Genomic DNA, 20,665 nt, shown 5'->3' on the forward strand with positions numbered 1-20,665 from the left:
GCCTACGGCCGCTCGAAAGCCCCTTTCAGCGAGCCGCGTCCATGCGCCTGTCCCGTCGTCATCTTCTTCTCTCGGCCGCCGCCGCCACTGCGGCTTCGGGGGCCGCCTCGGGCCTGCCAGCCTTCGCCGCGACGCCCGCCAAGGGCCCGATCGCCGACCCGAAGCTGGCCAAGCTGCTCGACGCCTTCGTCGACGAGATGCTGATCGACCAGCCCGAGGCCGCCACGGGCCTGGGCCTCGACAAGGGCGCCCGCGCGGGGCTGAAGGCCAAGCTGTCGGACAGCTCGGCCGCCGGCCGCCGCGCCCAGGTCGCCGCCTATGCCGACCGCGCCAAGCGTATCGCCGCCATCGATCCCAAGACCCTCAACCCGCACGACCTGACGATCCGCGACACGGTGCTGGCGGCCCAGAAGATCGGCGCCGAGGGCGCGGCCTTCAGCTACGGCGGCGACTACGCCAACCCCTATGTCGTCAGCCAGCAGGGCGGGGCCTATTCGTTCGTGCCGGAGTTCCTGAACTCGCAGCACAGCATCGAGACCGCCGCCGACGTCGACGCCTATGTCTCGCGCCTGGCCGCCTTCGCCAAGGTGGTCGACCAGGAGAACGGCCGCATCGCCGAGGACGTCGGCGCCGGCGTCATCCCGCCGAGCTTCATCCTCGACAACGCCATCGGCCAGCTGACCGAGATGCGCGCCCAGAAGGCCGTCGAGAGCCGCATGGTCGGCTCGCTGGCCGAGCGCGCCAAGGCCAAGGGCCTGGCCGACCGCGCCGGCGATGCGACGAAGATCATCGAAGGCGAGGTCTATCCGGCCCTCGACCGCCAGATCGCCGCCCTCAAGGCCGCGCGCGCCAAGGCCGACGACAAGGCCGGCGTCTGGAAGCTGCCGCAGGGCGAGGCCTATTACGGCTGGGGCCTGCGCTACAACACCACCACCACGATGGGCGCCGAGGAGATCCACGCCCTGGGCCTGGAGCAGGGCCACGAGATCGCCGCCCGCATGGACGTGCTGCTGAAGGGCCAGGGCCTGACGCAAGGCTCGGTCGGCGAGCGCGTCACCGCCCTGACCAAGGACCCGCGCTACCTCTACGCCGACAGCGACGCGGGCCGGGCCGAGCTCCTGGCCTATCTCAACGACCGCATCGCCGCGATCCGCCTGCTGATGCCCAAGCTGTCGCGCCTGGGCCTGAAGGCCGACGTCATGGTCAAGGCCGTGCCGAAGGAGATCCAGGACGGCGCGCCGCAGGGCTATATGAACTTCGCCTCGCTCGACGGCTCGCGCCCGGCGATCTACTACATCAACCTGAAAAACATGGGCAATTGGCCCAAGTTCAGCCTGCCGACCCTGACCACCCACGAGGCCATTCCGGGTCACGCCTGGCAGGGCGCGTACCTGGCCGAGCGGGCCAGCCAGATCCCGACGATCAGCTCGCTGATGGGCTTCGGCGCCTTCGTCGAGGGCTGGGCGCTCTATGCCGAGCAGATCGCCGACGAGGCCGGCTACTACGAGGGCGATCCGCTGGGGCAGCTGGGCTACCTGCAGGCCCAGCAGTTCCGCGCCGCCCGCCTGGTGGTCGACACCGGCCTGCATCACAAGCGCTGGACCCGCGACCAGGCGGTGGAGTTCATGACCTCGACCACCGGCCGCGCCAAGCCGGCCATGGTCAGCGAGGTCGACCGCTACTGCGCCAGCCCCGGCCAGGCCTGCGCCTACAAGATCGGTCACACCGAGATCCTGCGCCTGCGCGAAAAGGCCAAGGCGGCCCTGGGCCCGCGCTTCGACCTGCGCGACTTCAACGACGCCGTGGTCTCGACCGGCGGCACGCCGCTGACCGTGCTGGGCGAGGTGGTGGATCGCTATGTGAAGACGGCGAAGGGGTAATCACGATCCCTCTCCCCTTGCGGGAGAGGGTGGCCTCGCGGAGCGAGGTCGGGTGAGGGGTTGCACGAACAGAAACGCCGCGACGGCTGATCAGCTGTCGCGGCGTTCGATTTTTGAGAGACCCCTCATCCGTCGGCTATCGCCGACACCTTCTCCCGCAAGGGGAGAAGGATTTTCACCACAACGTCGCGGCCGCCCGCGCCGGCCAGGCCTCGTCATAGGCCGCGCCGCCGACCTCCCCGGCGGTCACCGCCGCCAGCATGGCCCCGGCGGTGGGCAGCGACTTCGGATCGACCTGGTTTTCAGCCTTCCACAGCCCCGCCCTAACCACCGCCCGGGCGCACTGGAAGTAGCACTCCTCGATGGTGACGATCAGAGCCGTGCGCGGGGCCTTGCCCTCGACGGCCAGGCTGTCGAGCAACCCGGGCTCTACGCTGATCACCGCCCGGCCGTTGACGCGGAAGGTGGTGCCCGAACCTGGGATCAGGAACAGCAGGGCCACGCGCGGGTCGCGGACGATGTTGCGCAGGCTGTCGATGCGGTTGTTGCCGCGGCGGTCGGGCAGGATCAGCGTGCGGTCGTCGGCGATGGTCACCAGGCCGTGGGCGTCGCCGCGCGGGCTGCAGTCGAGGCCCTCGGGGCCGACCGTGGCCAGGGCCAGGAACGGCGAGGCTTCGACGAGCGCGCGGTAGTGCGGGGTAAGCCGGTCGCTGACCTTGACCGTCGAGGCCGGAACAGGGGCGGGGCTGTAGATCGCCTCCAACGCCTCGAGCGTGTCGATGATCGCCATCCGCCGTCCTCCCCGTATCCGAGAGGGAAACTAGCAGGCGTAGTCCGGCGCGTCAGGCCCGGCTGTCGAGCGCCTGCTGGCAGGCTTCGGCGAGACGCCGGGGGGAGATCGGCTTGTCGACGATGGCCCGGCGGGCGTTGGCCAGCTGGTCGGCGTTGCCGGTGACGAACACCGTGGGGATGCGGCCCAGCTTGGCCTCGATGGCCTCGACCGCTTCCAGTCCCGTGCCGCCGATGATGCGGAAATCGGCGGTGATCAGATCGGGCGCGCGGGCCAGGGCGCAACTGAGCGCTTCCTGTGGACTGTCGGCGATGTCGAAGCTTGAATAGCCTTGGGCGGCGAGAAGCGCCTCGACTTCGAGGGCGATGAGGATCTCGTCCTCGATGATGAGCGCGTGGCCTTGGGACCTTGTCACTGCACTTACGCCAATCCGCTGTCGTCCCTTACAAGACTACAACCCGAACTTTCAGGCTGCGCCAATCGAATTCGCGCTTGGGTTTTCAGAAATGTGTCCCTGCACGCACGAACCCTCACGGCGGCGTGATGGCGCCGCCCGTCCCGCGAGAGCCGCCAGGGTCGGTTTCCCTCGCGAGCCGAAAGCCTCTATTCAAACGGAAAACAGAAAACACCGCAGGAGCGCCCAAACCCCATGTCGTCCCAGCCCCTCGTCCTCACCGAAAAGCGCGGCCACGTCGCCATTCTCACCCTCAACCGCCCCGAGGCGCTGAACGCCCTGGGCGCGCCGGGCGACGGCGACCAGGTGGCGGCCGCCTGCGAGGCGATCAATGACGACCAGCAGATCCGCTGCGTTATCCTGACCGGCGCGGGCAAGGCCTTCTCGGCCGGCGGCGACGTCAAGGCGATGAAGGCCCGCGAGGGCGCCTTCGGCGGCAACGGCGTGGCCGTGCGCGACGGCTACCGCAAGAACATCCACCGGATCGTGCGGGCCATCTACGGCCTGGAGGTCCCGTCGATCGCGGCCGTGAACGGCGCGGCCATCGGCCTGGGCTGCGACGTGGCCTGCATGACCGACATCCGCATCGCGGCCGACACGGCCAAGTTCGGCGTGACCTTTCTGAAGCTCGGTTTGATCCCCGGCGACGGCGGCGCCTGGCTGATGCCGCGCACCGTGGGCATGAGCCGCGCGGCCGAACTGCTGTTCACCGGCGACGTCATCGACGCGGCCAAGGCGGCCGAGTGGGGCCTGATCAGCCGCGCCGTGCCGTCGGCCGACCTGATGGGCGAGGCTCTCGCCCTGGCCGAGCGGATCGCCCAGCAGCCGCCTCACGCCTTGCGCATGGCCAAGAGTCTGCTCAAGCACGGCCAGACGGCGAGCTACGACACCCTGATGGAGATGAGCGCCGCCGCTCAGGCCATCGCCCACCACACCGAGGACCACATGGAAGGCGTCGACGCCATTCTCGAAAAGCGCCAGCCCACGTTCCGGGGCGCCTGAGGCATGGGCAAGGAAGCCAAGGCCTGGGGCCAGCTCAGCGACGGCGAAAGCGACGGCAAGCTCCTGTGGGAGCCGCCGAAGCTGATCTTCCGCGGGGCGGTACGCGGCATCTACCAGGGCCACGCCCTGCGCGGGATCCGCGTCGAGGGCGACGACATCGTGCTCAGCGACGGCACGCGCTTCACGCTGGATCCGGGCCAGGCCGAGAAATGGGTCCACGCCATCCTCAACCCGCCCTCGCGACTGGACAAGCTGGGCGTCAAGCCGGGCATGACGGTGGTGGTCGACGGCGTCGACGATGAGGCGTTCCTCGAAGAACTGGCCGGCCGCGTCGAGGTCGAGCAGGGAACGGCGGAAGATTTCGAAGAGGTCGACCTGCTGTTCCTGGCCGCCGACGATCTGGCCGAGCTGGATCGCCTGGAGGACCTCAAGGGCGTGCTGGCCGACAAGGGCGCGATCTGGATCGTCTCCCAGAAGGGCAAGGGCGCGCCGCTGAAAGACACCGACGTCCTGGGCGCGGCCCGCGGCGTGGGCCTGTCGGACACCAAGGTCTGCGGGTTCTCGGCCACGCACACGGCGCTGCGGTTCGTGGTGCGGAAGGGCTGAAGGGTCGTGAAGACCATCACCATCGACGGCGAAGGCTGGGAAACCGGCCTCGACTTCTATCGCGACCTGTTGCTCGCGCTGGGCTCTTCCCTGGCCTGGCATGGCGCAAGTATCGACGCCTTCATCGACTCGATGGTCTATGGCGGCATGCTGCCGATCGAACCGCCCTATGAGGTGGTGGTCGAGAACCTGGGCTCCGAAGAGGTCCGCAAGGACGTCCAGGACCTGGCCGATGCGCTCAGCGAAGCCCAGCAATGGCGGCTCAAGCACGAGGGAAGCGCCTCCGAGGTGAGGCTGCGGCTGGCGACGTCAGACGGAGCGGGATCATGATCGTCGGCCGGCGCGCGGGTCTTTTCGAAATCGCCTTCGCCCTGCGCGGCTCGATCCTGCCCAGGATCGCCGGACGGCTGGTGGTTCTGCTGGCGGTGTCGGTCGCGGCTGTGCTGGTCGCCCAGCGTTGGCCGGTCGCGCTGGAGCGGTTGAGCGCCGTGCCGTTCACCCTGATCGGCCTGTCGTTGTCGATCTTCATGAGCTTCCGGAACAACGCCTGCTACGACCGCTGGTGGGAGGCGCGAAAGCTCTGGGGGCAGCTGATCATCGCCGCCCGCAGCTTCGCCCGGCAGACGCAAGGCCTGCCGGAGCCGGCGCGCGAGCCGCTGCTCCTGGGTCTGGCCGCCTTCGCCGGCGGACTGGTCGCGCGCCTGAGGGACGGGGACGAGCGGGCGGCGATCGCGCGCTGGCGGGACCTGCCGTCCCTGGCGGCCGCCCCCAATCCGACCGATGCGATCCTGGCCGCCGTCGGCGCCGACTGCGTCCGGCTGCAAGGCGAGGGGCTGCTGACGCCGGTCCACCTTTCGGTTCTGGAGATCCAGCTGACCGAACTGGGTCACGTGCAGGGCGGCTGCGAGCGGATAAAGACCACGCCGCCGCCGTTCTCCTACTCGCTCATGCTGCACCGAACGGCGCACGTCTTCTGCCTGCTGCTGCCGTTCGCCCTGGCCCATGCCCTGGGCTGGTGGACGCCGGTCCTGGTGCTGCTGACCGGCTACACCTTCTTCGGCCTCGACGCCCTGGGCGACCAGCTGGAGGATCCGTTCGGCCTGGAGGACAACGACCTGCCGCTGGACGCCATGGTCCGCACGGTGGAGCGGGACCTGCTGTTTTCGCTGGGGCGGGAAGACCTGCCGCCGGTGCTGGAGGCCAAGGGCTATCGGCTGACCTAAATCCTTCTCCCCTTGCGGGAGAAGGTGGCGGTCGAAGACCGACGGATGAGGGGTTGCACGAACGAAAACGCCGCGACGGCCGATCAGCTGTCGCGGCGTTTGATTTCTGAGAGACCCCTCATCCGACCTCCTTCGGAGGCCACCCTCTCCCGCAAGGGGAGAGGGATTTAGAACCGCTGCTTGCAGCCCTGCTTCTGGTGCACGCCGCGCAGGAAGCCGCGGCGGGCCAGGCCCGCGTCGCCGAGGGCTTCGAGGTGGCGGTCGGCCGGAGCCGCGCCGGAGATCTCGCGCACCAGGCTGCGGAACGGGATGATCGAGTTGATCAGCGTCTTGCCGCCGGCCTCGGCCAGCTTGCCGGCGCGGTTTTCCGTGTACTCGTTGTCGGTCTTGTAGTCGGGACCCAGCACCTCGTTCAGGCGCTCGATCTCGACCGTCAGTTTGGCGCAGCTCTTCAGCCCTTTGAGGCTGTAAGGGTCGGCCAGGGCCTCCTCCAGCACCGGCGGGATCTTCTTCTTCGACAGGCCGACGTCGCGGACCGGCTGGGTGCCGATCTCCATCGACTTCTCGCGCCAGCCGTCGGGCCGGCCGTCGCCGTCCGAGTCCTTGGCGGGCGGAGGCGGCGGCTTGCTCGCCGTCGTGGTCGCGGGCGCCTTGGCCGGATAGCTCGGCTGGGCCGTCGCGCAGCCCGTGGCCATGAACGCCGCCGCGCCCAGGACCGCCATCGTCGTCAAAGTCGCGCGCATCGCACCCCCGCATCCTGCTGATCGTCCATCATAGGCCGATGAACGCTGATCAGGAACGGCAAGCTGGGCCTTGGGTTCCACCGCTGCGCGACCCCCTCAGTCGCTCCGCGACAGCTCCCCCAGAGGGGAAGCATCTTAAAGGTCGCCGCGCCGGCCAAATCCTCCCCCTCTGGGGGAGGTGGCCCGAAGGGCCGGAGGGGGCCTACGCCGCCGCCTTGGCCTTGCGCCGCCCAAACCGCATCACCCCGTCCTCCAGCTTGCCCAGCCGCAGGGCGGCCAGGTCCAGAGCGTAGTTCTGGTGCACCTTCCAGGGGGTCTTGGTGCCCTGCTTGGGGAACTTGTCCATGGCCCGCTGGACGTAGCCCGACGAGAAGTCGAGCCAGGGAACGGCCTCCATGTCCGGCGCGTCGAGATGGGGCATGCACCAGTCGGCGCCGGCGCGATCCATGTGGGCCAGCAGGCGGCAGACATATTCGCTGGTCAGATCCGCCTTCAGCGTCCAGGAGGCGTTGGTGTAGCCGAAGGCCGAGGCCAGGTTCGGCACGTCGCTGAACATCATGCCCTTGTAGCTGAAGCCCTTGGCCAGATCGACGGCGCGGCCGTCGATGACCACCTCCATGCCGCTCATCAGCTGCATGCGCAGGCCGGTGGCGGTGACGACGATGTCGGCCGGCAGGGTCTTGCCCGACTTCAGCTTCAGGCCGTCTTCGGTGAAGGTCTCGATGTGGTCGGTGACCACCTCGGCCGAACCGTTGCCGATCGCCGCGAACAGGTCGGCGTCGGGCACCAGGCACAGCCGCTGGTCCCAGGGATTGTAGCGCGGCGTGAAGTGGGTCTCGACGTCGTAGTCCTTGGGCAGCTGGTCGCGGACCAGGTTGATCAGGCGCTCCTTGGTCTTGGCTGGCTTCTTCCGCGAGAGGTTGAAGAACAGCATGGTGATCAGCACGTTCTTCCAGCGCGTGATCCCATAGGCGGTCATGGCCGGCAGGCGCCTGCGCATCCAGTTGGCGAGGCCGTCCTCGGCGGGGCGCGAGACCACATAGGTCGGCGAGCGCTGCAGCATCGTCACCTGGGCGGCCGTCTTGGCCATTTCCGGCACGATGGTCACCGCCGTCGCGCCGCTGCCGATCACCACTACCCGCTTGCCGGCGTAGTCGAGATCCTCGGGCCAGTGCTGCGGGTGGACGATCCGGCCCTTGAAGCGCTCGGTTCCCTCGAAGTCGGGGGTGTAGCCGGCGTCGTAGGCGTAGTAGCCGGCGCACATATAGAGGAAGCCGCAGGTGATCTTCACCGTCTCGCCGGTGTCCAGCCGCTCGGCCTCGACGGTCCAGCTGGCGGTCTCGCTGCTCCACTCGGCGCGGCGCACCTTGTGGCGGAAGCGGATGTGCTCGTTGACGCCCGCCTCGGTCGCCGTCTCGCGCACATAGTTCAGGATCGAGGGGCCGTCGGCGATGGCCTTGGCCTCGCGCCACGGCTTGAAGGAATAGCCCAGGGTGTACATGTCGCTGTCCGACCGGATGCCCGGATAGCGGAACAGGTCCCAGGTGCCGCCGATGGCGTCGCGGGCCTCGAGGATGGCGTAGGTCTTGCCCGGGCAGCGCCGCGTCAGGTGATGGGCCGCGCCGATCCCCGACAGGCCCGCGCCCACGATCAAGACGTCGAAATGGTCCGAGACGCTTTGGCCCGTCATCTAGTGTCTCCGTCCCCGTATGGCGGTCCGGTTGGTCCGGACGCTGTCTTCAAGTGAACGATGTTCACCAGCAAACGTCCGTTTGGACGCTGCGTCAATCGGGGCGTCGAAATGCGAGTCGGTTTTCATTGCGCATGGTCCCGGTCGCCAAGTATGCGGAGGGCATGTCCCTGCGTGACTTCGGCCTTCTGGTGCTGGTCTGCCTGATCTGGGCCAGCAACAACATCGTCTCCAAGATCGTGGTCGCCCACTGGGGCGTGCCGCCGCTGTTCTATGCGGCGGTGCGGTTCGGCCTGGTGGCGGCGGTGACCCTGCCGTGGCTGCTGCCCGCGCCGCGTCCGACCTGGCGGATGCTGGCGGTGGGCGTGCTGATGGGGGCGGGCGGTTTCGCCCTGCTGTTCATGGGCTTCAAGACCGCCTCGCCGTCGGCCGCGGCGGTGGTGGTGCAGGCGGGCGTGCCGTTCACCACCCTGCTGTCGGTGCTTATGCTGGGCGAGAAGATCCACTGGCGGCGCGGCGTCGGCATCGCCCTGACCCTGGCCGGGGCGATGATCGTGATCTGGAACCCGCACGGCTTTTCGCTGTCGGTCGGGCTGTGGCTGGTCGTGGCCTCGGCCCTGGCCGGCTCGCTGGGGGCGGTGATGATGAAGCAGATCCAGGGCGTCAAACCCTTGAAGCTTCAGGCCTGGGTGGGCTTCACCTCGGTGTGGATCCTGGCCGCCGCCAGCTTCGCCATGGAGCCCGGCGCCTCGGCGAAGGCCTTCGAGGCCGGCTGGCCGTTCGTCGCCGCCGTCGCCTATTCGGCCCTGGTGGTGTCGGTGATCGCCCACACCGGCTATTACGGCCTGATCCAGCGCTACGAGGCCAACCTGATCGCTCCGCTCACCCTGATGACCCCGCTGATGACCATCGGCCTGGGCGTGGCCATCACCCACGACCATTTCGACCTGCGCATGGGGATCGGCGCGGCGCTGGCGCTCGCGGGCGTGCTGATCGTCGCCCTGCGCAGGAACCAGGTGACGCCGCTGCTGATGCTTCTCAAGGACCGCTCGCAATGACCATCGTCGAGGCCCCGTCGCCCAATTTCGACGCCCGCAAGGCCGTGCCCGACACCGTCGTGCTGCACTATACCGGCATGGAGAGCGGCGAGGCGGCCATCGAGCGCCTGCGCGATCCCGAGGCCAAGGTCAGCGCCCACTACGTGGTGGAAGAAGACGGCCGGGTGTTTCGCCTGGTGGCCGAGGAGCGGCGGGCCTGGCACGCCGGCGCGGCCTTCTGGAAGGGCGTCAAGGACATCAACTCGTCCTCGATCGGCATCGAGATCGTCAATCCGGGCCACGAGTTCGGCTATCGCGCCTTTCCCGACGTCCAGATCGCCGCGGTGATCAACCTGCTGGCCGACATCCGCTCGCGCTGGACCATCGACGACGACCACATCATCGGCCATTCCGACGTCGCGCCGGCCCGCAAGATCGATCCGGGCGAGCTGTTCCCCTGGAAGCGCCTGGCCGAAAGCGGCCATGGCCTGTGGGTCGAGCCGCCGTCCTCGCCGGGCGCGCCGCTGGGGCGGGGCGAGCAGGGGACCGGCGTCTTCGCGCTGCAGGCCGGCCTGACGCGCCTGGGCTTCGACTGCGCCCCGTCGGGCGAATACGACGAGTGGACCGAGACGGTCGTGGGCGCCTTCCAGCGCCACTGGCTGCAGAGCCGTTTCGACGGCGTCGCCGACGGGGAGACCCGGGCGCGGCTGGTGGGCCTGCTGCGGGCCGCGGCGGGCGCCTGATGCATCCGGCCAAGGCTTTCCACATCGAGGATCGCGCGCGGCTGCTCGCTTTCCTCGCCGAGCATTCGTTCGTCACCCTCTGCGCCAGCGTCGCTGGCCGGCCGTTTGCGGCCCATGCCCCGGTGGTGGTGCGTGACCTCGGCGACGACGGCCTCTTCCTCGACTTCCACCTGTCGCGGGCGAACGCCGTGGCGGGCGCGGTGGTGACCGGCTTTTCGGCCGTCGCCGTCGCCATGGGCCCGCACGCCTATGTCAGCCCCGACTGGTACGGGACGGACGACCAGGTCCCGACCTGGAACTACGTCTCCGTCGAGGCCGAAGGCTTCGTGACGCCGCTGTCGGAGGCCGAGACCATTGTCCTGCTCGACGATCTGTCGGCCCAGGAGGAGGCCCGCCTCCTGCCCAAGCCCGTCTGGACACGAGACAAGATGACGCCCGCGAAGTTCGACGCCCTGCTGCGCGGCATCGTCGGCGCCCGGCTGCACGTCGAGCGCCTGGAGGGCACGTTCAAGCTCGGCCAGAACAAGCGTGAGGCCGAGCGGGCGGGCGTGATCGAAGCGCTGGGCGACCACCCGGTGGCGGGGTGGATGCGCGAGATCGATTGACCTCGCCGCCTGGGCGCCGCAAACAGCGCGCGGACCAGATGGCCGGGCGATCGCGGTATCCTTCACGGGAATCGAGGAAAGTCCGGGCTCCACGGTGACAAGGCGGTGGGTAACGCCCACCGGGAGCAATCCCAGGGAAAGCGCCACAGAAAGCAAACCTCCTCCCTACGGGGCGGGAAGGGTGAAAGGGTGGGGTAAGAGCCCACCGCGGACCTGGCGACAGGGACGGCATGGCAAGCCCCGCCTGGAGCAAGACCGAATAGGGATCCCGCGCCGGTTCGCCGGCTAGGCCGTCACTGGCCGAGAGGATCCGGGTTGGTCGCGAGAGCCGTCCAGCAATGGGCGGCCAAGAGGAATGATCGTCGCGTCCCTGTACACAGGGGCGGCACAGAACCCGGCTTACAGGCCGTCTGGTCCATTAATTCCACCGCAATCCCAAGCGACTCCCCGGGCCCCGAAATGGGCCGGGATGGGCCGCGTCTGTGCGCGGGTCTGTGGATAAATATCGGGTTGTCTGTATGTTCCGAAATTAACCATTTTATGCGGTCTGATATTACCGCTAGCGCCTTTGAATTCCTGACGAAATGGCCCCTGGTGTCATTGTTTCCCAGTTCATCCCATGTTAACCCATTCGGGCCGGATCGATCCATGGCGGGGCGACGGCTTTTGAGGTTGGCGGGGTGTTCCTCTCGACGTTCGAGAAGCAGCTGGACAGCAAGCGGCGCATCGTCGTGCCGCAGGAGTTCCGCGCCGCCGTCTCGGGCCCGTTCGACGGCATCTTCTGTTTCCCCTCCATCGAGGCCGACTGCCTGGAAGCCGGCGGCAAGGCTCTCTTCGACCGCTACCAGTCGGTGATCGACGAGCTGCCCTTCGGCGACCCGGTGCGTTCGGCCCTGGAGACCAGCGTCCTGGGCGGCATGGCCAAGCTGTCGTTTGACACCGCCGGCCGCATCACCCTGCCCGACGTCCTGTGCGACACCTTCGGCCTGACGGACGACGTGACCATCGTCGGCCTGGGCGAGCGCTTCCAGATCTGGTCGCGCGACGCCTTCCAGGCCCACCGCGCCGCCCAGCGCGAGCTGGCCCGCGACGGCCTGGCCGCCCTGCGCGCCCAGCAGCGCGTCGCCCGCCTGGGAGGCGCGGCATGAGCGCGGCTCCGCACATCTCGGTCCTGCTGGGCGAAGTGGTCGCGGCGCTCGACGCCAAGCCGGGCGACATGGTGCTGGACGGCACCTTCGGCGCCGGCGGCTACACCCGCGCGATCATGGCGACGGGCGCCTCCGTCACGGCCTTCGACCGCGATCCGACGGTGCAGCGTTTCACGGCCGACCTTTCCGCGGCGGATGGTCGCTTTCGGCTGATTCAGGACCGGTTCTCGCAAATCAGCGCCTATTTTGGGGACGCGTCGGTCGACGGCGTAACCCTGGATCTTGGCGTGTCTTCCATGCAGCTCGACGAAGCCGAGCGCGGCTTCTCCTTCATGCGCGACGGTCCGCTGGACATGCGCATGGGCGATGACGGTCCGACCGCGGCCGATCTCGTCAACACCCTGGACCAGACCGAACTGGCCCGCATCCTCTACGTCTACGGCGAGGAGCACGCCTCGCGCCGCGTGGCCAGCTTCATCGTCCGGCGTCGGGCCGAAGAGCCGTTCACCCGCACCCTGGACCTGGCGGCCGTGATCGAGCGCGCCCTGGGCGGCCGCAAGGGCGCCAAGGTGCATCCGGCCACGCGCTCGTTCCAGGGGCTGCGCATCGCCGTCAATGACGAGCTGGGCGAACTGGAAGAGGGGCTCGCCGCCGCCGAGCGTGCGCTGAAGCCGGGCGGCCGCTTGGCCGTGGTGACCTTCCACTCGCTGGAAGACCGCATCGTCAAGAATTTCCTGGCCGAGCGCGCCGGCCGCACGCCGGGCGGCTCGCGCCACGCGCCGCCGACCGCCGCCGGCGCGCCGCCCAGCTTCCAGTTGATCTCGACCAAGGCGATCGCGCCGGGCGAGGCCGAGCTGGCCGCCAACCCCCGCGCCCGTTCCTCCAAGCTGCGTGCGGCGATCCGCACCGAGGCCCCCGTCTGGGAGGCCTCGGCATGAGGATCTCGGAGGTCTTCCATCGCCGCGTGCGCGGCTTCCGCGTGGTCGATCTGGTCGGCGTAGGCGTGCTGCTGGTGCTGGTGCTGGGCGTCTACATGGCGAAGGCCTTCGCCGGCCGCGAGCGCGCCGAGATCGCCTCGGTCGAGCGCCAGATCGAGGAAGAGCGCGTCCAGGTGCGCCTGCTGCAGGCCGAGGTCGCCCACCTGGAGCAGCCGCGCCGCATCGAGTCCCTGGCCCAGGCCGCGCAACTGGCCCCGATCGCCGCCGACCGCGAGACCAGCGAAGACGCCCTGATCGACGTCGCCCGCCGCCCGGCCAAGCCGTCCAAGACCGCCGCCGCCCCGGCCCCCGCGCCGAGCGCGGCCCTGGCCGGCGCCGACGCGCCCGACGGCGCGGCCGACCAGCCGAACGAGGAGGCTCCGCGATGAGCCTCGCCAACCTCGTCCCGCAAGGCGGCGGCCCGGCCTGGCGCTGGGTCGTCGAACGCGTCTGGCGCCTTGAGCACGCCTTCGAGCGCTCGCGCGCCGCGGCCAAGCCGGAAGACGACACCAGCATCCGCATCTTCTTCGTGCTGGCCCTGTTCACCTGCGCCTTCATGGTGCTGGCCATCGGCGCCACCTGGGCGGCGGTGTTCTCCAATCCCAACAAGAACAGCGGCTACCTGGCGGCCATGGAGGGCGCGCGCGGCGACCTCGTTGATCGCGAGGGCAAGCTGCTGGCGGTCGACCTGACCCACTACGCCCTCTACGTCGATCCCAAGGAAGTCTGGGACGCCAAGGCCACCCGCGCCGCCCTGGGCAAGGCGCTGCCGCAGGTGCCGGGCAAGCGCCTGGACAAGGCCGTGTTCGGCGAGCGCCGCGCCTTCCTGCTGGGCGGGCTCGATCCGGCCCAGAAGGACGCCATCTTCAACCTCGGTTTGCCGGGCGTGGAGTTCGAGGACCAGGCCCGTCGCGTCTATCCGCTGGGCGTCTCGGCCGCGCACTTCGTCGGCTTCGTCGACGGCGGCGGCAAGGGCCTGGCCGGGGCCGAAGGCGCCCTGAACGACGACATCCACACGGCCGCCGCCAAGGGCGAGGGCGCCGCCCCGATCGCCCTGTCGATCGACCTGCGCGTCCAGGCCGCCCTCGAGGACGAGTTGCGCAAGGCCGCCCTGGAGTTCGGTCCCAAGGGCGCCGTCGGCATCGTCACCAACGTCCACACCGGCGAGATCCTGGGCCTGGCCAGCTATCCGGACTTCGACCCGAACGATCCGGGCAAGGCCAGCGACGACGCCAAGCTGAACCGTGCGGCCGCCGCCGTCTACGAGATGGGCTCGACCTTCAAGGCCTTCACCGTGGCCATCGGCCTCGACACCGGCGTGGCCACGCCCAACTCGACCTTCGACGCCCGCGAGCCCTACAAGCTGGGCTACCGCACGATCCACGACTACCACGCCTCGCGGAAGATCCTGAACCTGGTCGAGGTGTTCCAGCACTCGTCCAACATCGGCACCGCGCGCCTGGCCGAGGGCATCGGCGCCCAGCGCCTGAGCCAGTATTACGCCGCCCTGGGCCTGACCAAGCCGGCCAAGGTGGAGCTGCGCGAGTCGGCCCGTCCGCTGACCCCGAAGAAGTGGGACATCGACGCGGTGGCCTCCACCTCGTTCGGCCACGGCATGAACGTCAGCCCGCTGGCCCTGGCCCGCGCGTTCAGCCCGCTGCTGAACGGCGGCGTCATGCCGCCGCTGACCATCCGCAAGCTGGCGCCGGGCGTGCGTCCGGAAGGTGCGCGGGTGCTGTCGGAAGAGACCTCGCAGCAGATGCTGCAGATCATGCGCGCCAACGTCACCGGCGGCAGCGGCAAGTCGGCCGACATCAAGGGCCTGAGCGTCGGCGGCAAGACCGGCACCGGCGAGAAGTACGATCCCTCGATCCGCGGCTACAACCACCAGCGCCAGGTCTCGTCCTTCGCCGCGGTGTTCCCCACCGAGGGGCCGATGGAGGCCGACCGCTACTTCGTGCTGATCCTGATGGACGAGCCGCACGGCACGCCCAAGACCTTCGGCTTCTCGACCGGCGGCTGGGTCGCCGCGCCGGCCGCCGGCCGCGTGATCGACCGCATCGCGCCGTTCCTCGGCGTGCAGCGCCGCACCGACCTTCTCACCATCGCCGGCGGACAGCCGAAAGCCACGACGCCAGGGGCGGGACTTTGACCAAGACGCTTTCACAGATCCTGCACCGCTCGTTCGACGCGGACCCGGCCATCGCCGGCGTCACCGCCGACAGCCGCAAGGTGCGTGAAGGCTTCCTGTTCGCCGCCCTGCCGGGCAGCAAGGTCGACGGCCGCACGTTCATTCCGGGGGCCATCGCCTCGGGCGCGGCCGCCGTGCTCGCCCCCGATGACGTGACCGACCTTGCCGTGCCGACCGCCCACGCCGGCGACATCCGCCGCGCCTACGCCCTGGCGGCCGCCGAGTTCTGGGCGCGGCAGCCGGCCACGGTGATCGCGGTCACCGGCACCAACGGCAAGACCTCGGTCGCCGGCTTCGCCCGCCAGATCTACGCCCTGCTGGGCAAGACCGCCGCCAGCATGGGCACGCTGGGCGTCGTCGTCAGCGCTCCGGGCGCTCCGGACCAGCAGCTGACCCCGCCGGGCCTGACCACGCCCGACGCCGCCGACGTCGCCGAGATGGCCGCCAAGCTGGCCGGCATGGGCGTCACCCACCTGGCCGTCGAGGCCTCGTCGCACGGCATCGACCAGCGCCGCCTGGACGGGCTGAAGATCAGCGCCGCCGGCTTCACCAACTTCACCCAGGATCACCTGGACTATCACGGCACCATGGGCTGCTACCGGGCCGCCAAGCTGCGCCTGTTCGAGGCCCTGCTGCCGCGCGGCGCGACCGCCGTGCTGAACGCCGACAGCGACGCCTTCCCGGCCTTCGCCGCCGCCGCCGTGACCTCGGGCGAGACCATCCTGTCGGTGGGCGCGCAGGGCCAGGGCCTGAAGCTGGTGTCGCGTGAGCCGACCCCCTGGGGCCAGCTGCTGAAGATCGCCGCCCAGGACCGCGAGTTCGAAGTCCGCCTGCCGCTGGCCGGCGACTTCCAGGCCAGCAATGTGCTGGTCGCGGCCGGCCTGGTGCTGGCCACCGGCGAGGATCTCGACGCCGTGCTCGCCGCCCTGGAAAAGCTGGAAGGCGCGGCCGGCCGGCTGCAGCGCGTCGGCAAGGGCAGCGGCAAGGGCGAGGCCTATGTCGACTACGCCCATACCCCCGACGGCCTGGAGACGGTGCTGAACGCCCTGCGCCCGCACGTGCGGGGCAAGCTGGTGGCCGTGTTCGGCGCCGGCGGCGACCGGGACCGGACGAAGCGCCCGCAGATGGGCGAGATCGCCGCCCGCCTGGCCGACGTCGCCATCGTCACCGACGACAATCCGCGTTCGGAAGATCCGGCCAGCATCCGCGCCGCCATCCTCGCCGCCGCCCCGGGGGCGCGCGAGATCGGCGACCGCCGCGAGGCCATCCGCGTCGGCGTGAGCCTGCTGGAAGACGGCGACGTCTTGGTGGTGGCCGGCAAGGGCCACGAGCAGGGCCAGACCGTCGCCGGCGTCGTTCATCCGTTCGACGACGTGGCCGAGACCCTGAGCGCGCTGGAGGCTGTCGATGCCTGAAGCGCTCTGGACCGCTGAAGAGATCGCCGCGGCGACCGGCGGCAAGGTCGCCGGCGACTTCGCCGCCACCGGCGTGTCGATCGACAGCCGCACGGTCGAGCCGGGCGACCTGTTCGTCGCCCTGGCCGGTGTGCGCGACGGCCACGAGTTCGTCGCCCAGACCGCCGCCAAGGGCGCGGCCGGCGCTCTGGTCTCGCAATCGGTCGCCACGCCCGCCGTCGTCGTGGCCGACACCTTCACGGCGCTCGAAGCCCTCGGCGTCGCCGCCCGCGAGCGAGCGCCACAGGCCCGCCGCGGCGCCGTCACCGGCTCGGTCGGCAAGACCAGCGTCACCCGCGCTGTCGAGGCCGGCCTGCGCCGCGCCGGCAAGGCCCACGCCTCGGTGAAGTCGTACAACAACCACATCGGCGTGCCCCTGACCCTGGCCCGCATGCCGCGCGACACCGAGCGCGCGGTGTTCGAGGTCGGCATGAACCACTCGGGCGAGATCACCCCGCTGTCGAAGTTCATCCGCCCGCACGCGGTGGCGATCACCACGGTCGGCCCGGTGCACCTGGAGAACTTCGCCGAGGGCGAGATCGGCGTGGCCAAGGCGAAGGCCGAGATCTTCGACGGGCTGGAGCCTGGCGGCGTCGCCGTGCTGAACGCCGACAATCAGTGGTTCGACCTGCTGAAGGGCGAGGCCGAAAAGGTCGGCGCCACGGTGCGCAGCTTCGGCCGCGACGGGACCAGCGCCCGCCTGGTGGACTTCGTGGTCGAGGGCGCCGGCGCTACCGTCGTCGCCGAGCTGGACGGCGAGGCCGTTTCCTTCCCGATCCGCCAGACCGGCGTGCACTGGGGTCCCAACAGCCTGTGCGTCCTGCTGATGTTGGAGGCGCTCGGCGTCGACCGCGCCACGGCCCTGGCCGCCCTGGCCGAGTTCGCGCCGATCGAAGGCCGCGGGGCCGAGCAGACGGTGGCCGTCGAGGGCGGCGCCTTCACCCTGGTGGACGAGAGCTACAACGCCAATCCGGTGTCGATGCAGGCCGCCCTGGCGACGCTGGGCGCGCGCAAGGTCGCGGGCCGCCGCATCGTCGCCCTGACCGACATGCTGGAGCTGGGCCCCGACAGCCCGCGCTTCCACGCGCAGCTGGCGGAGCCGATCGCCCAGGCCGACATCGATCTGGTGTTCTGCGCCGGGCCGTTAATGATGTCGCTGTGGAACGCGCTTCCGCAGACGCGCCGCGGCGGCTATGCGGACGCCGCGCCCGAGTTGGCGGAAAAGATCGTAGCGGCCGTAGAGCCGAACGACGTGGTGATGGTGAAGGGGTCGAACGGATCTCGGGCCGGCGCTATCGCCGCCGCCCTGTCCGCGCTCGGCCGGCGGGAACAAGTCTGATGCTGTATTTCCTCTACGAATGGCTCTCGCGGGGCGGTCACGAGCACGTTCCGGTCCTGAACCTGCTGAAGTACCTGACCTTCCGCACCGGCATGTCGATGCTGACGGCCTACATCGTGGCCGTGGCCATGGGCTCGCGCTTCATCCGCTGGATGAAGGCCAAGCAGGGCAAGGGCCAGCCGATCCGCACCGACGGCATCGAGCGTCACGTGCTCGAGAAGTCCGGCACGCCCACCATGGGCGGCTTCATGATCCTGGCCGGGCTGTTCGTCGGCTCGCTGCTGTTCGCCGACCTGCGCAACGTCCACGTCTGGGTGGTGCTGGGCATCACGGCGGCCTTCGGCTTGCTGGGCTTCATGGACGACTACGCCAAGGTCACCAAGCAGACGACCGCCGGCCTTTCCAGCGGCCAGAAGCTGGTCGCCCAGTTCATCGTCTCGATCATCGCCGCCGTGGCCCTGATCGTCTTCGCCCCGAAGTCGCAGATGACGCCTGGGCTCGAGACCTCGGTGGTGTTCCCGATCCTCAAGAACCTGGTGATCAATCTCGGCTGGTTCTACGTGGCCTTCGCCGCGATCACGATCGCCGGCTTCTCCAACGCCGTGAACCTGACCGACGGCCTGGACGGCCTGGCCATCGTGCCGGTGATGTTCGCCGCCTCGACCTTTGGCCTGATCGCCTACCTCGTCGGCAACTACAAGTTCGCCGACTATCTGAACCTGCACTTCGTGCCGAGCGTCGGCGAGCTGGCGGTGCTGTGCGGCGCCATCATCGGCGGCGGCATGGGCTTCCTCTGGTACAACGCCCCGCCGGCCAAGATCTTCATGGGCGACACCGGCTCGCTGGCCCTGGGCGGCGCGCTGGGCTCGATCGCCGTCTGCGCCAAGCACGAGCTGGTTCTCGGCATCGTCGGCGGTCTGTTCGTGGCCGAGGCGCTAAGCGTGATGATCCAGGTCGCCTACTTCAAGAAGACCGGCAAGCGCATCTTCCTGATGGCGCCGATCCATCACCATTTCGAAAAGCTGGGCTGGGCCGAGAGCACCGTCGTCGTCCGTTTCTGGATCGTCGCCATGATGCTGTCGTTCGTCGGCCTCGCCACGCTGAAGCTACGGTAAGGGGGAGGGCGCGCGATGATCCCGGTCCGTGGGTTCGAAGACAAGACGGTGGCGGTGTTCGGCCTGGGCCGCACCGGCCTGACGGCCGCGCGCGCCCTGATCGCCGGCGGCGCCAAGGTCGCCCTGTGGGACGAGAAGGAAGCCAGCCGCGAAGCCGCGCGGGCCGAGGGCCTGTCGGTCGTCGACTTGTCCACGGCTGATTGGAGCGCCTTCGCCGCCCTGATGCTGTCGCCGGGCGTGCCGCTGACCCATCCCAAGCCCCACTGGACCGTCGACAAGGCCAAGGCAGCCGGCGTCGAGATCCTCGGCGACGTCGAGCTCTTCGCCCGCACGGTCAACGCCGCGCCGGCGCACAAGAAGCCGAAGATCATCGCCATCACCGGCACCAACGGCAAGTCGACCACCACGGCCCTGATCGGCCACCTGTGCCAGCAGGCCGGCCGCGACACCCGCGTCGGCGGCAACATCGGCGCCGGGATCCTCGGCCTGGAAGACATGCACGGCGGCGCGGTCTACGTGCTGGAGCTGTCGAGCTATCAGCTGGACCTGACCTCCAGCCTGCACGCCGACGCCACGGTGCTCTTGAACCTGTCGCCCGACCACATCGATCGTCACGGCTCGATGGAAGGCTACATCGCCGCCAAGCGCCGCATCTTCCTCAACCAGGGCAAGGGCGACACGGCGATCATCGGGGTCGATGATCCCTGGTGCCAGCAGATCTGCACCGAGATCACCGCCGCCAACCGCCGCACCATCTGGCCGATCAGCGCCGGCAAGGCCATGGGCCGGGGCGTCTACGCCCTGCAGGGCGTGCTCTACGACGCCACCGGCGAGCGGGTCACCGAGATGGCCGACCTGCTGCGCGCCCGCAGCCTGCCGGGCCGCCACAACTGGCAGAACGCGGCGGCCGCCTACGCCGCCGCCATCGCCATCGGCATCCCGCCCCAGCAGGCGGTCGAGGGGCTGATGACCTTCCCGGGTCTGGCCCACCGCATGGAGACGGTCGGCAAGATCGGGCGGGTCGCCTTCGTCAACGATAGCAAGGCCACCAACGCCGACGCCGCCCGCCAGGCGATGTCGTCCTATCCCAAGTTCTACTGGATCGCCGGCGGCGTGCCCAAGGCCGGCGGCATCGAGGACCTTCAGGACCTGTTCCCCCGCGTCGCCTGCGCCTACCTGATCGGCCAGGCGGCCGACGATTTCGGCAAGACCCTCGACGGCAAGGCTCCGGTCAAGCAGTGCGGCGACATCGAGACCGCCGTCGCCGCCGCCCATGCCGACGCCGCCGCCACCGGCCAGGACGCCATCGTCCTGCTCTCGCCTGCCTGCGCCTCGTTCGACCAGTTCGCCGACTTCGAAGCCCGCGGCGAAGCGTTCCGCGCGGCGGTCAACGGGCTGCTGGCCAAGCCGAAGGCCAAGCGGGCTTAAGACATTGTTCCCTCTCTCTTTGAGAGAGGGAGGGGCCCACGCCGTCGGCGTGGGAGGGTGAGAGGTAACAAACTCACCGAACCAGGCGCTGCCGAGCGGCTGCGTGCTTTCCCCGCCAAAGGTGAAACCCCTCACCCTCCCACCGCTTCGCGGCGGGCCCCCCTCTCCCTATGGAAGAGGGATCTCATTTTACGCTTGTAAGAATCCTGCTCACGCCCTCATGTAACTACGCTTGTAGTT

20 protein-coding genes and 1 other RNA gene are annotated in these 20,665 nt (G+C 69.4%); 17 read left to right on the top strand and 4 right to left on the bottom strand.

Annotated elements, in window-relative coordinates:
- Window positions 1-41 precede the first annotated feature (41 nt).
- The gene (locus tag AC07NG_RS17290) at window positions 42-1,880 is read left to right on the top strand and encodes a DUF885 domain-containing protein (protein WP_494595305.1); all 1,839 of its coding nucleotides are present in this window, start codon (window positions 42-44) and stop codon (window positions 1,878-1,880) included.
- A 175-nt stretch (window positions 1,881-2,055) separates the two neighbouring features.
- On the opposite strand, the gene AC07NG_RS17295 is transcribed toward AC07NG_RS17290, so the two are convergent.
- Both AC07NG_RS17295 and AC07NG_RS17300 read right to left on the bottom strand, forming a co-directional pair.
- On the bottom strand, window positions 2,056-2,670 hold the full coding sequence (locus AC07NG_RS17295) for a pyridoxamine 5'-phosphate oxidase family protein (RefSeq protein WP_494595306.1): 615 nt from the start codon (window positions 2,668-2,670) through the stop codon (window positions 2,056-2,058).
- Window positions 2,671-2,722: 52 nt separating this feature from the next.
- Window positions 2,723-3,085: a response regulator gene (locus AC07NG_RS17300; RefSeq protein ID WP_233245331.1), complete on the bottom strand. Its 363-nt coding sequence runs from the start codon at window positions 3,083-3,085 to the stop codon at window positions 2,723-2,725.
- Between the two features lie 234 nt (window positions 3,086-3,319).
- On the opposite strand from AC07NG_RS17300, the gene AC07NG_RS17305 reads away from it, so the two are divergent.
- From AC07NG_RS17305 to AC07NG_RS17320, 4 genes are read left to right on the top strand one after another with little or no spacing between them, the layout of a single operon-like run.
- Window positions 3,320-4,126, top strand: coding sequence for a crotonase/enoyl-CoA hydratase family protein (locus AC07NG_RS17305; RefSeq protein ID WP_494595307.1), 807 nt, complete (start codon window positions 3,320-3,322; stop codon window positions 4,124-4,126).
- Window positions 4,127-4,129: 3 nt separating this feature from the next.
- Entirely contained in the window at window positions 4,130-4,732 is a 603-nt protein-coding gene (locus tag AC07NG_RS17310) for a DUF3052 family protein (protein ID WP_494595309.1), read from the top strand.
- A 6-nt stretch (window positions 4,733-4,738) separates the two neighbouring features.
- Window positions 4,739-5,062, top strand: a complete 324-nt coding sequence (locus tag AC07NG_RS17315; RefSeq protein WP_494595311.1) for a barstar family protein — start codon at window positions 4,739-4,741, stop codon at window positions 5,060-5,062.
- Window positions 5,059-5,955, top strand: coding sequence for a bestrophin family protein (locus AC07NG_RS17320; RefSeq protein WP_494595312.1), 897 nt, complete (start codon window positions 5,059-5,061; stop codon window positions 5,953-5,955). Before AC07NG_RS17315 ends, AC07NG_RS17320 begins: the two co-directional genes overlap by 4 nt.
- Window positions 5,956-6,122: 167 nt before the next feature.
- Here AC07NG_RS17320 and AC07NG_RS17325 read toward each other — a convergent pair whose 3' ends face one another.
- Window positions 6,123-6,698, bottom strand: a complete 576-nt coding sequence (locus tag AC07NG_RS17325; protein WP_492853620.1) for a hypothetical protein — start codon at window positions 6,696-6,698, stop codon at window positions 6,123-6,125.
- A gap of 202 nt (window positions 6,699-6,900) precedes the next feature.
- A complete protein-coding gene (locus AC07NG_RS17330) occupies window positions 6,901-8,388 on the bottom strand; it encodes a flavin-containing monooxygenase (RefSeq protein WP_494595314.1) in 1,488 nt (495 codons plus the stop codon).
- A 164-nt stretch (window positions 8,389-8,552) separates the two neighbouring features.
- Here AC07NG_RS17330 and AC07NG_RS17335 point away from each other — a divergent pair, with 164 nt between their 5' ends.
- From AC07NG_RS17335 to murD, 12 genes are all read left to right on the top strand, one after another.
- Window positions 8,553-9,446 (top strand): DMT family transporter, encoded by an 894-nt coding sequence (locus AC07NG_RS17335; RefSeq protein ID WP_492853618.1) that lies wholly within the window; start codon window positions 8,553-8,555, stop codon window positions 9,444-9,446.
- Window positions 9,443-10,168, top strand: a complete 726-nt coding sequence (locus AC07NG_RS17340; RefSeq protein ID WP_494595316.1) for an N-acetylmuramoyl-L-alanine amidase — start codon at window positions 9,443-9,445, stop codon at window positions 10,166-10,168. Before AC07NG_RS17335 ends, AC07NG_RS17340 begins: the two co-directional genes overlap by 4 nt.
- Window positions 10,168-10,773, top strand: a complete 606-nt coding sequence (locus tag AC07NG_RS17345; protein ID WP_494595318.1) for an FMN-binding negative transcriptional regulator — start codon at window positions 10,168-10,170, stop codon at window positions 10,771-10,773. Before AC07NG_RS17340 ends, AC07NG_RS17345 begins: the two co-directional genes overlap by 1 nt.
- 34 nt (window positions 10,774-10,807) lie before the next feature.
- Window positions 10,808-11,191: RNase P RNA component class A (rnpB, locus tag AC07NG_RS17350), an RNA gene on the top strand.
- 262 nt (window positions 11,192-11,453) lie between these two features.
- Window positions 11,454-11,921: a division/cell wall cluster transcriptional repressor MraZ gene (locus AC07NG_RS17355; RefSeq protein ID WP_492853616.1), complete on the top strand. Its 468-nt coding sequence runs from the start codon at window positions 11,454-11,456 to the stop codon at window positions 11,919-11,921.
- Entirely contained in the window at window positions 11,918-12,859 is a 942-nt protein-coding gene (gene rsmH, locus AC07NG_RS17360; RefSeq protein ID WP_110132685.1) for a 16S rRNA (cytosine(1402)-N(4))-methyltransferase RsmH, read from the top strand. Before AC07NG_RS17355 ends, rsmH begins: the two co-directional genes overlap by 4 nt.
- A complete protein-coding gene (gene ftsL, locus AC07NG_RS17365) occupies window positions 12,856-13,287 on the top strand; it encodes a cell division protein FtsL (RefSeq protein WP_487288478.1) in 432 nt (143 codons plus the stop codon). Before rsmH ends, ftsL begins: the two co-directional genes overlap by 4 nt.
- The gene (locus AC07NG_RS17370; RefSeq protein ID WP_110121399.1) at window positions 13,284-15,050 is read left to right on the top strand and encodes a peptidoglycan D,D-transpeptidase FtsI family protein; all 1,767 of its coding nucleotides are present in this window, start codon (window positions 13,284-13,286) and stop codon (window positions 15,048-15,050) included. Before ftsL ends, AC07NG_RS17370 begins: the two co-directional genes overlap by 4 nt.
- Complete coding sequence (locus tag AC07NG_RS17375) at window positions 15,047-16,504, top strand: UDP-N-acetylmuramoyl-L-alanyl-D-glutamate--2,6-diaminopimelate ligase (protein ID WP_494595320.1); 1,458 nt, start codon at window positions 15,047-15,049, stop codon at window positions 16,502-16,504. Before AC07NG_RS17370 ends, AC07NG_RS17375 begins: the two co-directional genes overlap by 4 nt.
- Window positions 16,497-17,882 carry a UDP-N-acetylmuramoyl-tripeptide--D-alanyl-D-alanine ligase gene (locus tag AC07NG_RS17380; RefSeq protein ID WP_494595321.1) on the top strand — a complete coding sequence of 462 codons (1,386 nt, stop codon included), beginning with the start codon at window positions 16,497-16,499 and terminating at the stop codon, window positions 17,880-17,882. Before AC07NG_RS17375 ends, AC07NG_RS17380 begins: the two co-directional genes overlap by 8 nt.
- Complete coding sequence (gene mraY / locus AC07NG_RS17385; RefSeq protein WP_110121402.1) at window positions 17,882-18,997, top strand: phospho-N-acetylmuramoyl-pentapeptide-transferase; 1,116 nt, start codon at window positions 17,882-17,884, stop codon at window positions 18,995-18,997. The genes AC07NG_RS17380 and mraY overlap by 1 nt, the downstream gene beginning before the upstream one ends.
- A gap of 15 nt (window positions 18,998-19,012) precedes the next feature.
- The gene (gene murD / locus AC07NG_RS17390) at window positions 19,013-20,425 is read left to right on the top strand and encodes a UDP-N-acetylmuramoyl-L-alanine--D-glutamate ligase (RefSeq protein ID WP_494595322.1); all 1,413 of its coding nucleotides are present in this window, start codon (window positions 19,013-19,015) and stop codon (window positions 20,423-20,425) included.
- Window positions 20,426-20,665 lie beyond the last annotated feature (240 nt).

The sequence above is a fragment of the Caulobacter sp. GW821-FHT10C03 genome, from assembly GCF_059415485.1.

Coding starts and splice junctions, on each gene's coding strand:
- mraY (WP_110121402.1), top strand. CDS start 17,882: ATGCTGTATTTCCTCTACGAATGGCTCTCGCGGGGCGGTCACGAGCAC.
- AC07NG_RS17325 (WP_492853620.1), bottom strand. CDS start 6,698: ATGCGCGCGACTTTGACGACGATGGCGGTCCTGGGCGCGGCGGCGTTC.
- AC07NG_RS17290 (WP_494595305.1), top strand. CDS start 42: ATGCGCCTGTCCCGTCGTCATCTTCTTCTCTCGGCCGCCGCCGCCACT.
- ftsL (WP_487288478.1), top strand. CDS start 12,856: ATGAGGATCTCGGAGGTCTTCCATCGCCGCGTGCGCGGCTTCCGCGTG.
- AC07NG_RS17370 (WP_110121399.1), top strand. CDS start 13,284: ATGAGCCTCGCCAACCTCGTCCCGCAAGGCGGCGGCCCGGCCTGGCGC.
- AC07NG_RS17310 (WP_494595309.1), top strand. CDS start 4,130: ATGGGCAAGGAAGCCAAGGCCTGGGGCCAGCTCAGCGACGGCGAAAGC.
- AC07NG_RS17320 (WP_494595312.1), top strand. CDS start 5,059: ATGATCGTCGGCCGGCGCGCGGGTCTTTTCGAAATCGCCTTCGCCCTG.
- murD (WP_494595322.1), top strand. CDS start 19,013: ATGATCCCGGTCCGTGGGTTCGAAGACAAGACGGTGGCGGTGTTCGGC.
- AC07NG_RS17345 (WP_494595318.1), top strand. CDS start 10,168: ATGCATCCGGCCAAGGCTTTCCACATCGAGGATCGCGCGCGGCTGCTC.
- AC07NG_RS17330 (WP_494595314.1), bottom strand. CDS start 8,388: ATGACGGGCCAAAGCGTCTCGGACCATTTCGACGTCTTGATCGTGGGC.
- AC07NG_RS17335 (WP_492853618.1), top strand. CDS start 8,553: ATGTCCCTGCGTGACTTCGGCCTTCTGGTGCTGGTCTGCCTGATCTGG.
- rsmH (WP_110132685.1), top strand. CDS start 11,918: ATGAGCGCGGCTCCGCACATCTCGGTCCTGCTGGGCGAAGTGGTCGCG.
- AC07NG_RS17380 (WP_494595321.1), top strand. CDS start 16,497: ATGCCTGAAGCGCTCTGGACCGCTGAAGAGATCGCCGCGGCGACCGGC.
- AC07NG_RS17305 (WP_494595307.1), top strand. CDS start 3,320: ATGTCGTCCCAGCCCCTCGTCCTCACCGAAAAGCGCGGCCACGTCGCC.
- AC07NG_RS17340 (WP_494595316.1), top strand. CDS start 9,443: ATGACCATCGTCGAGGCCCCGTCGCCCAATTTCGACGCCCGCAAGGCC.
- AC07NG_RS17295 (WP_494595306.1), bottom strand. CDS start 2,670: ATGGCGATCATCGACACGCTCGAGGCGTTGGAGGCGATCTACAGCCCC.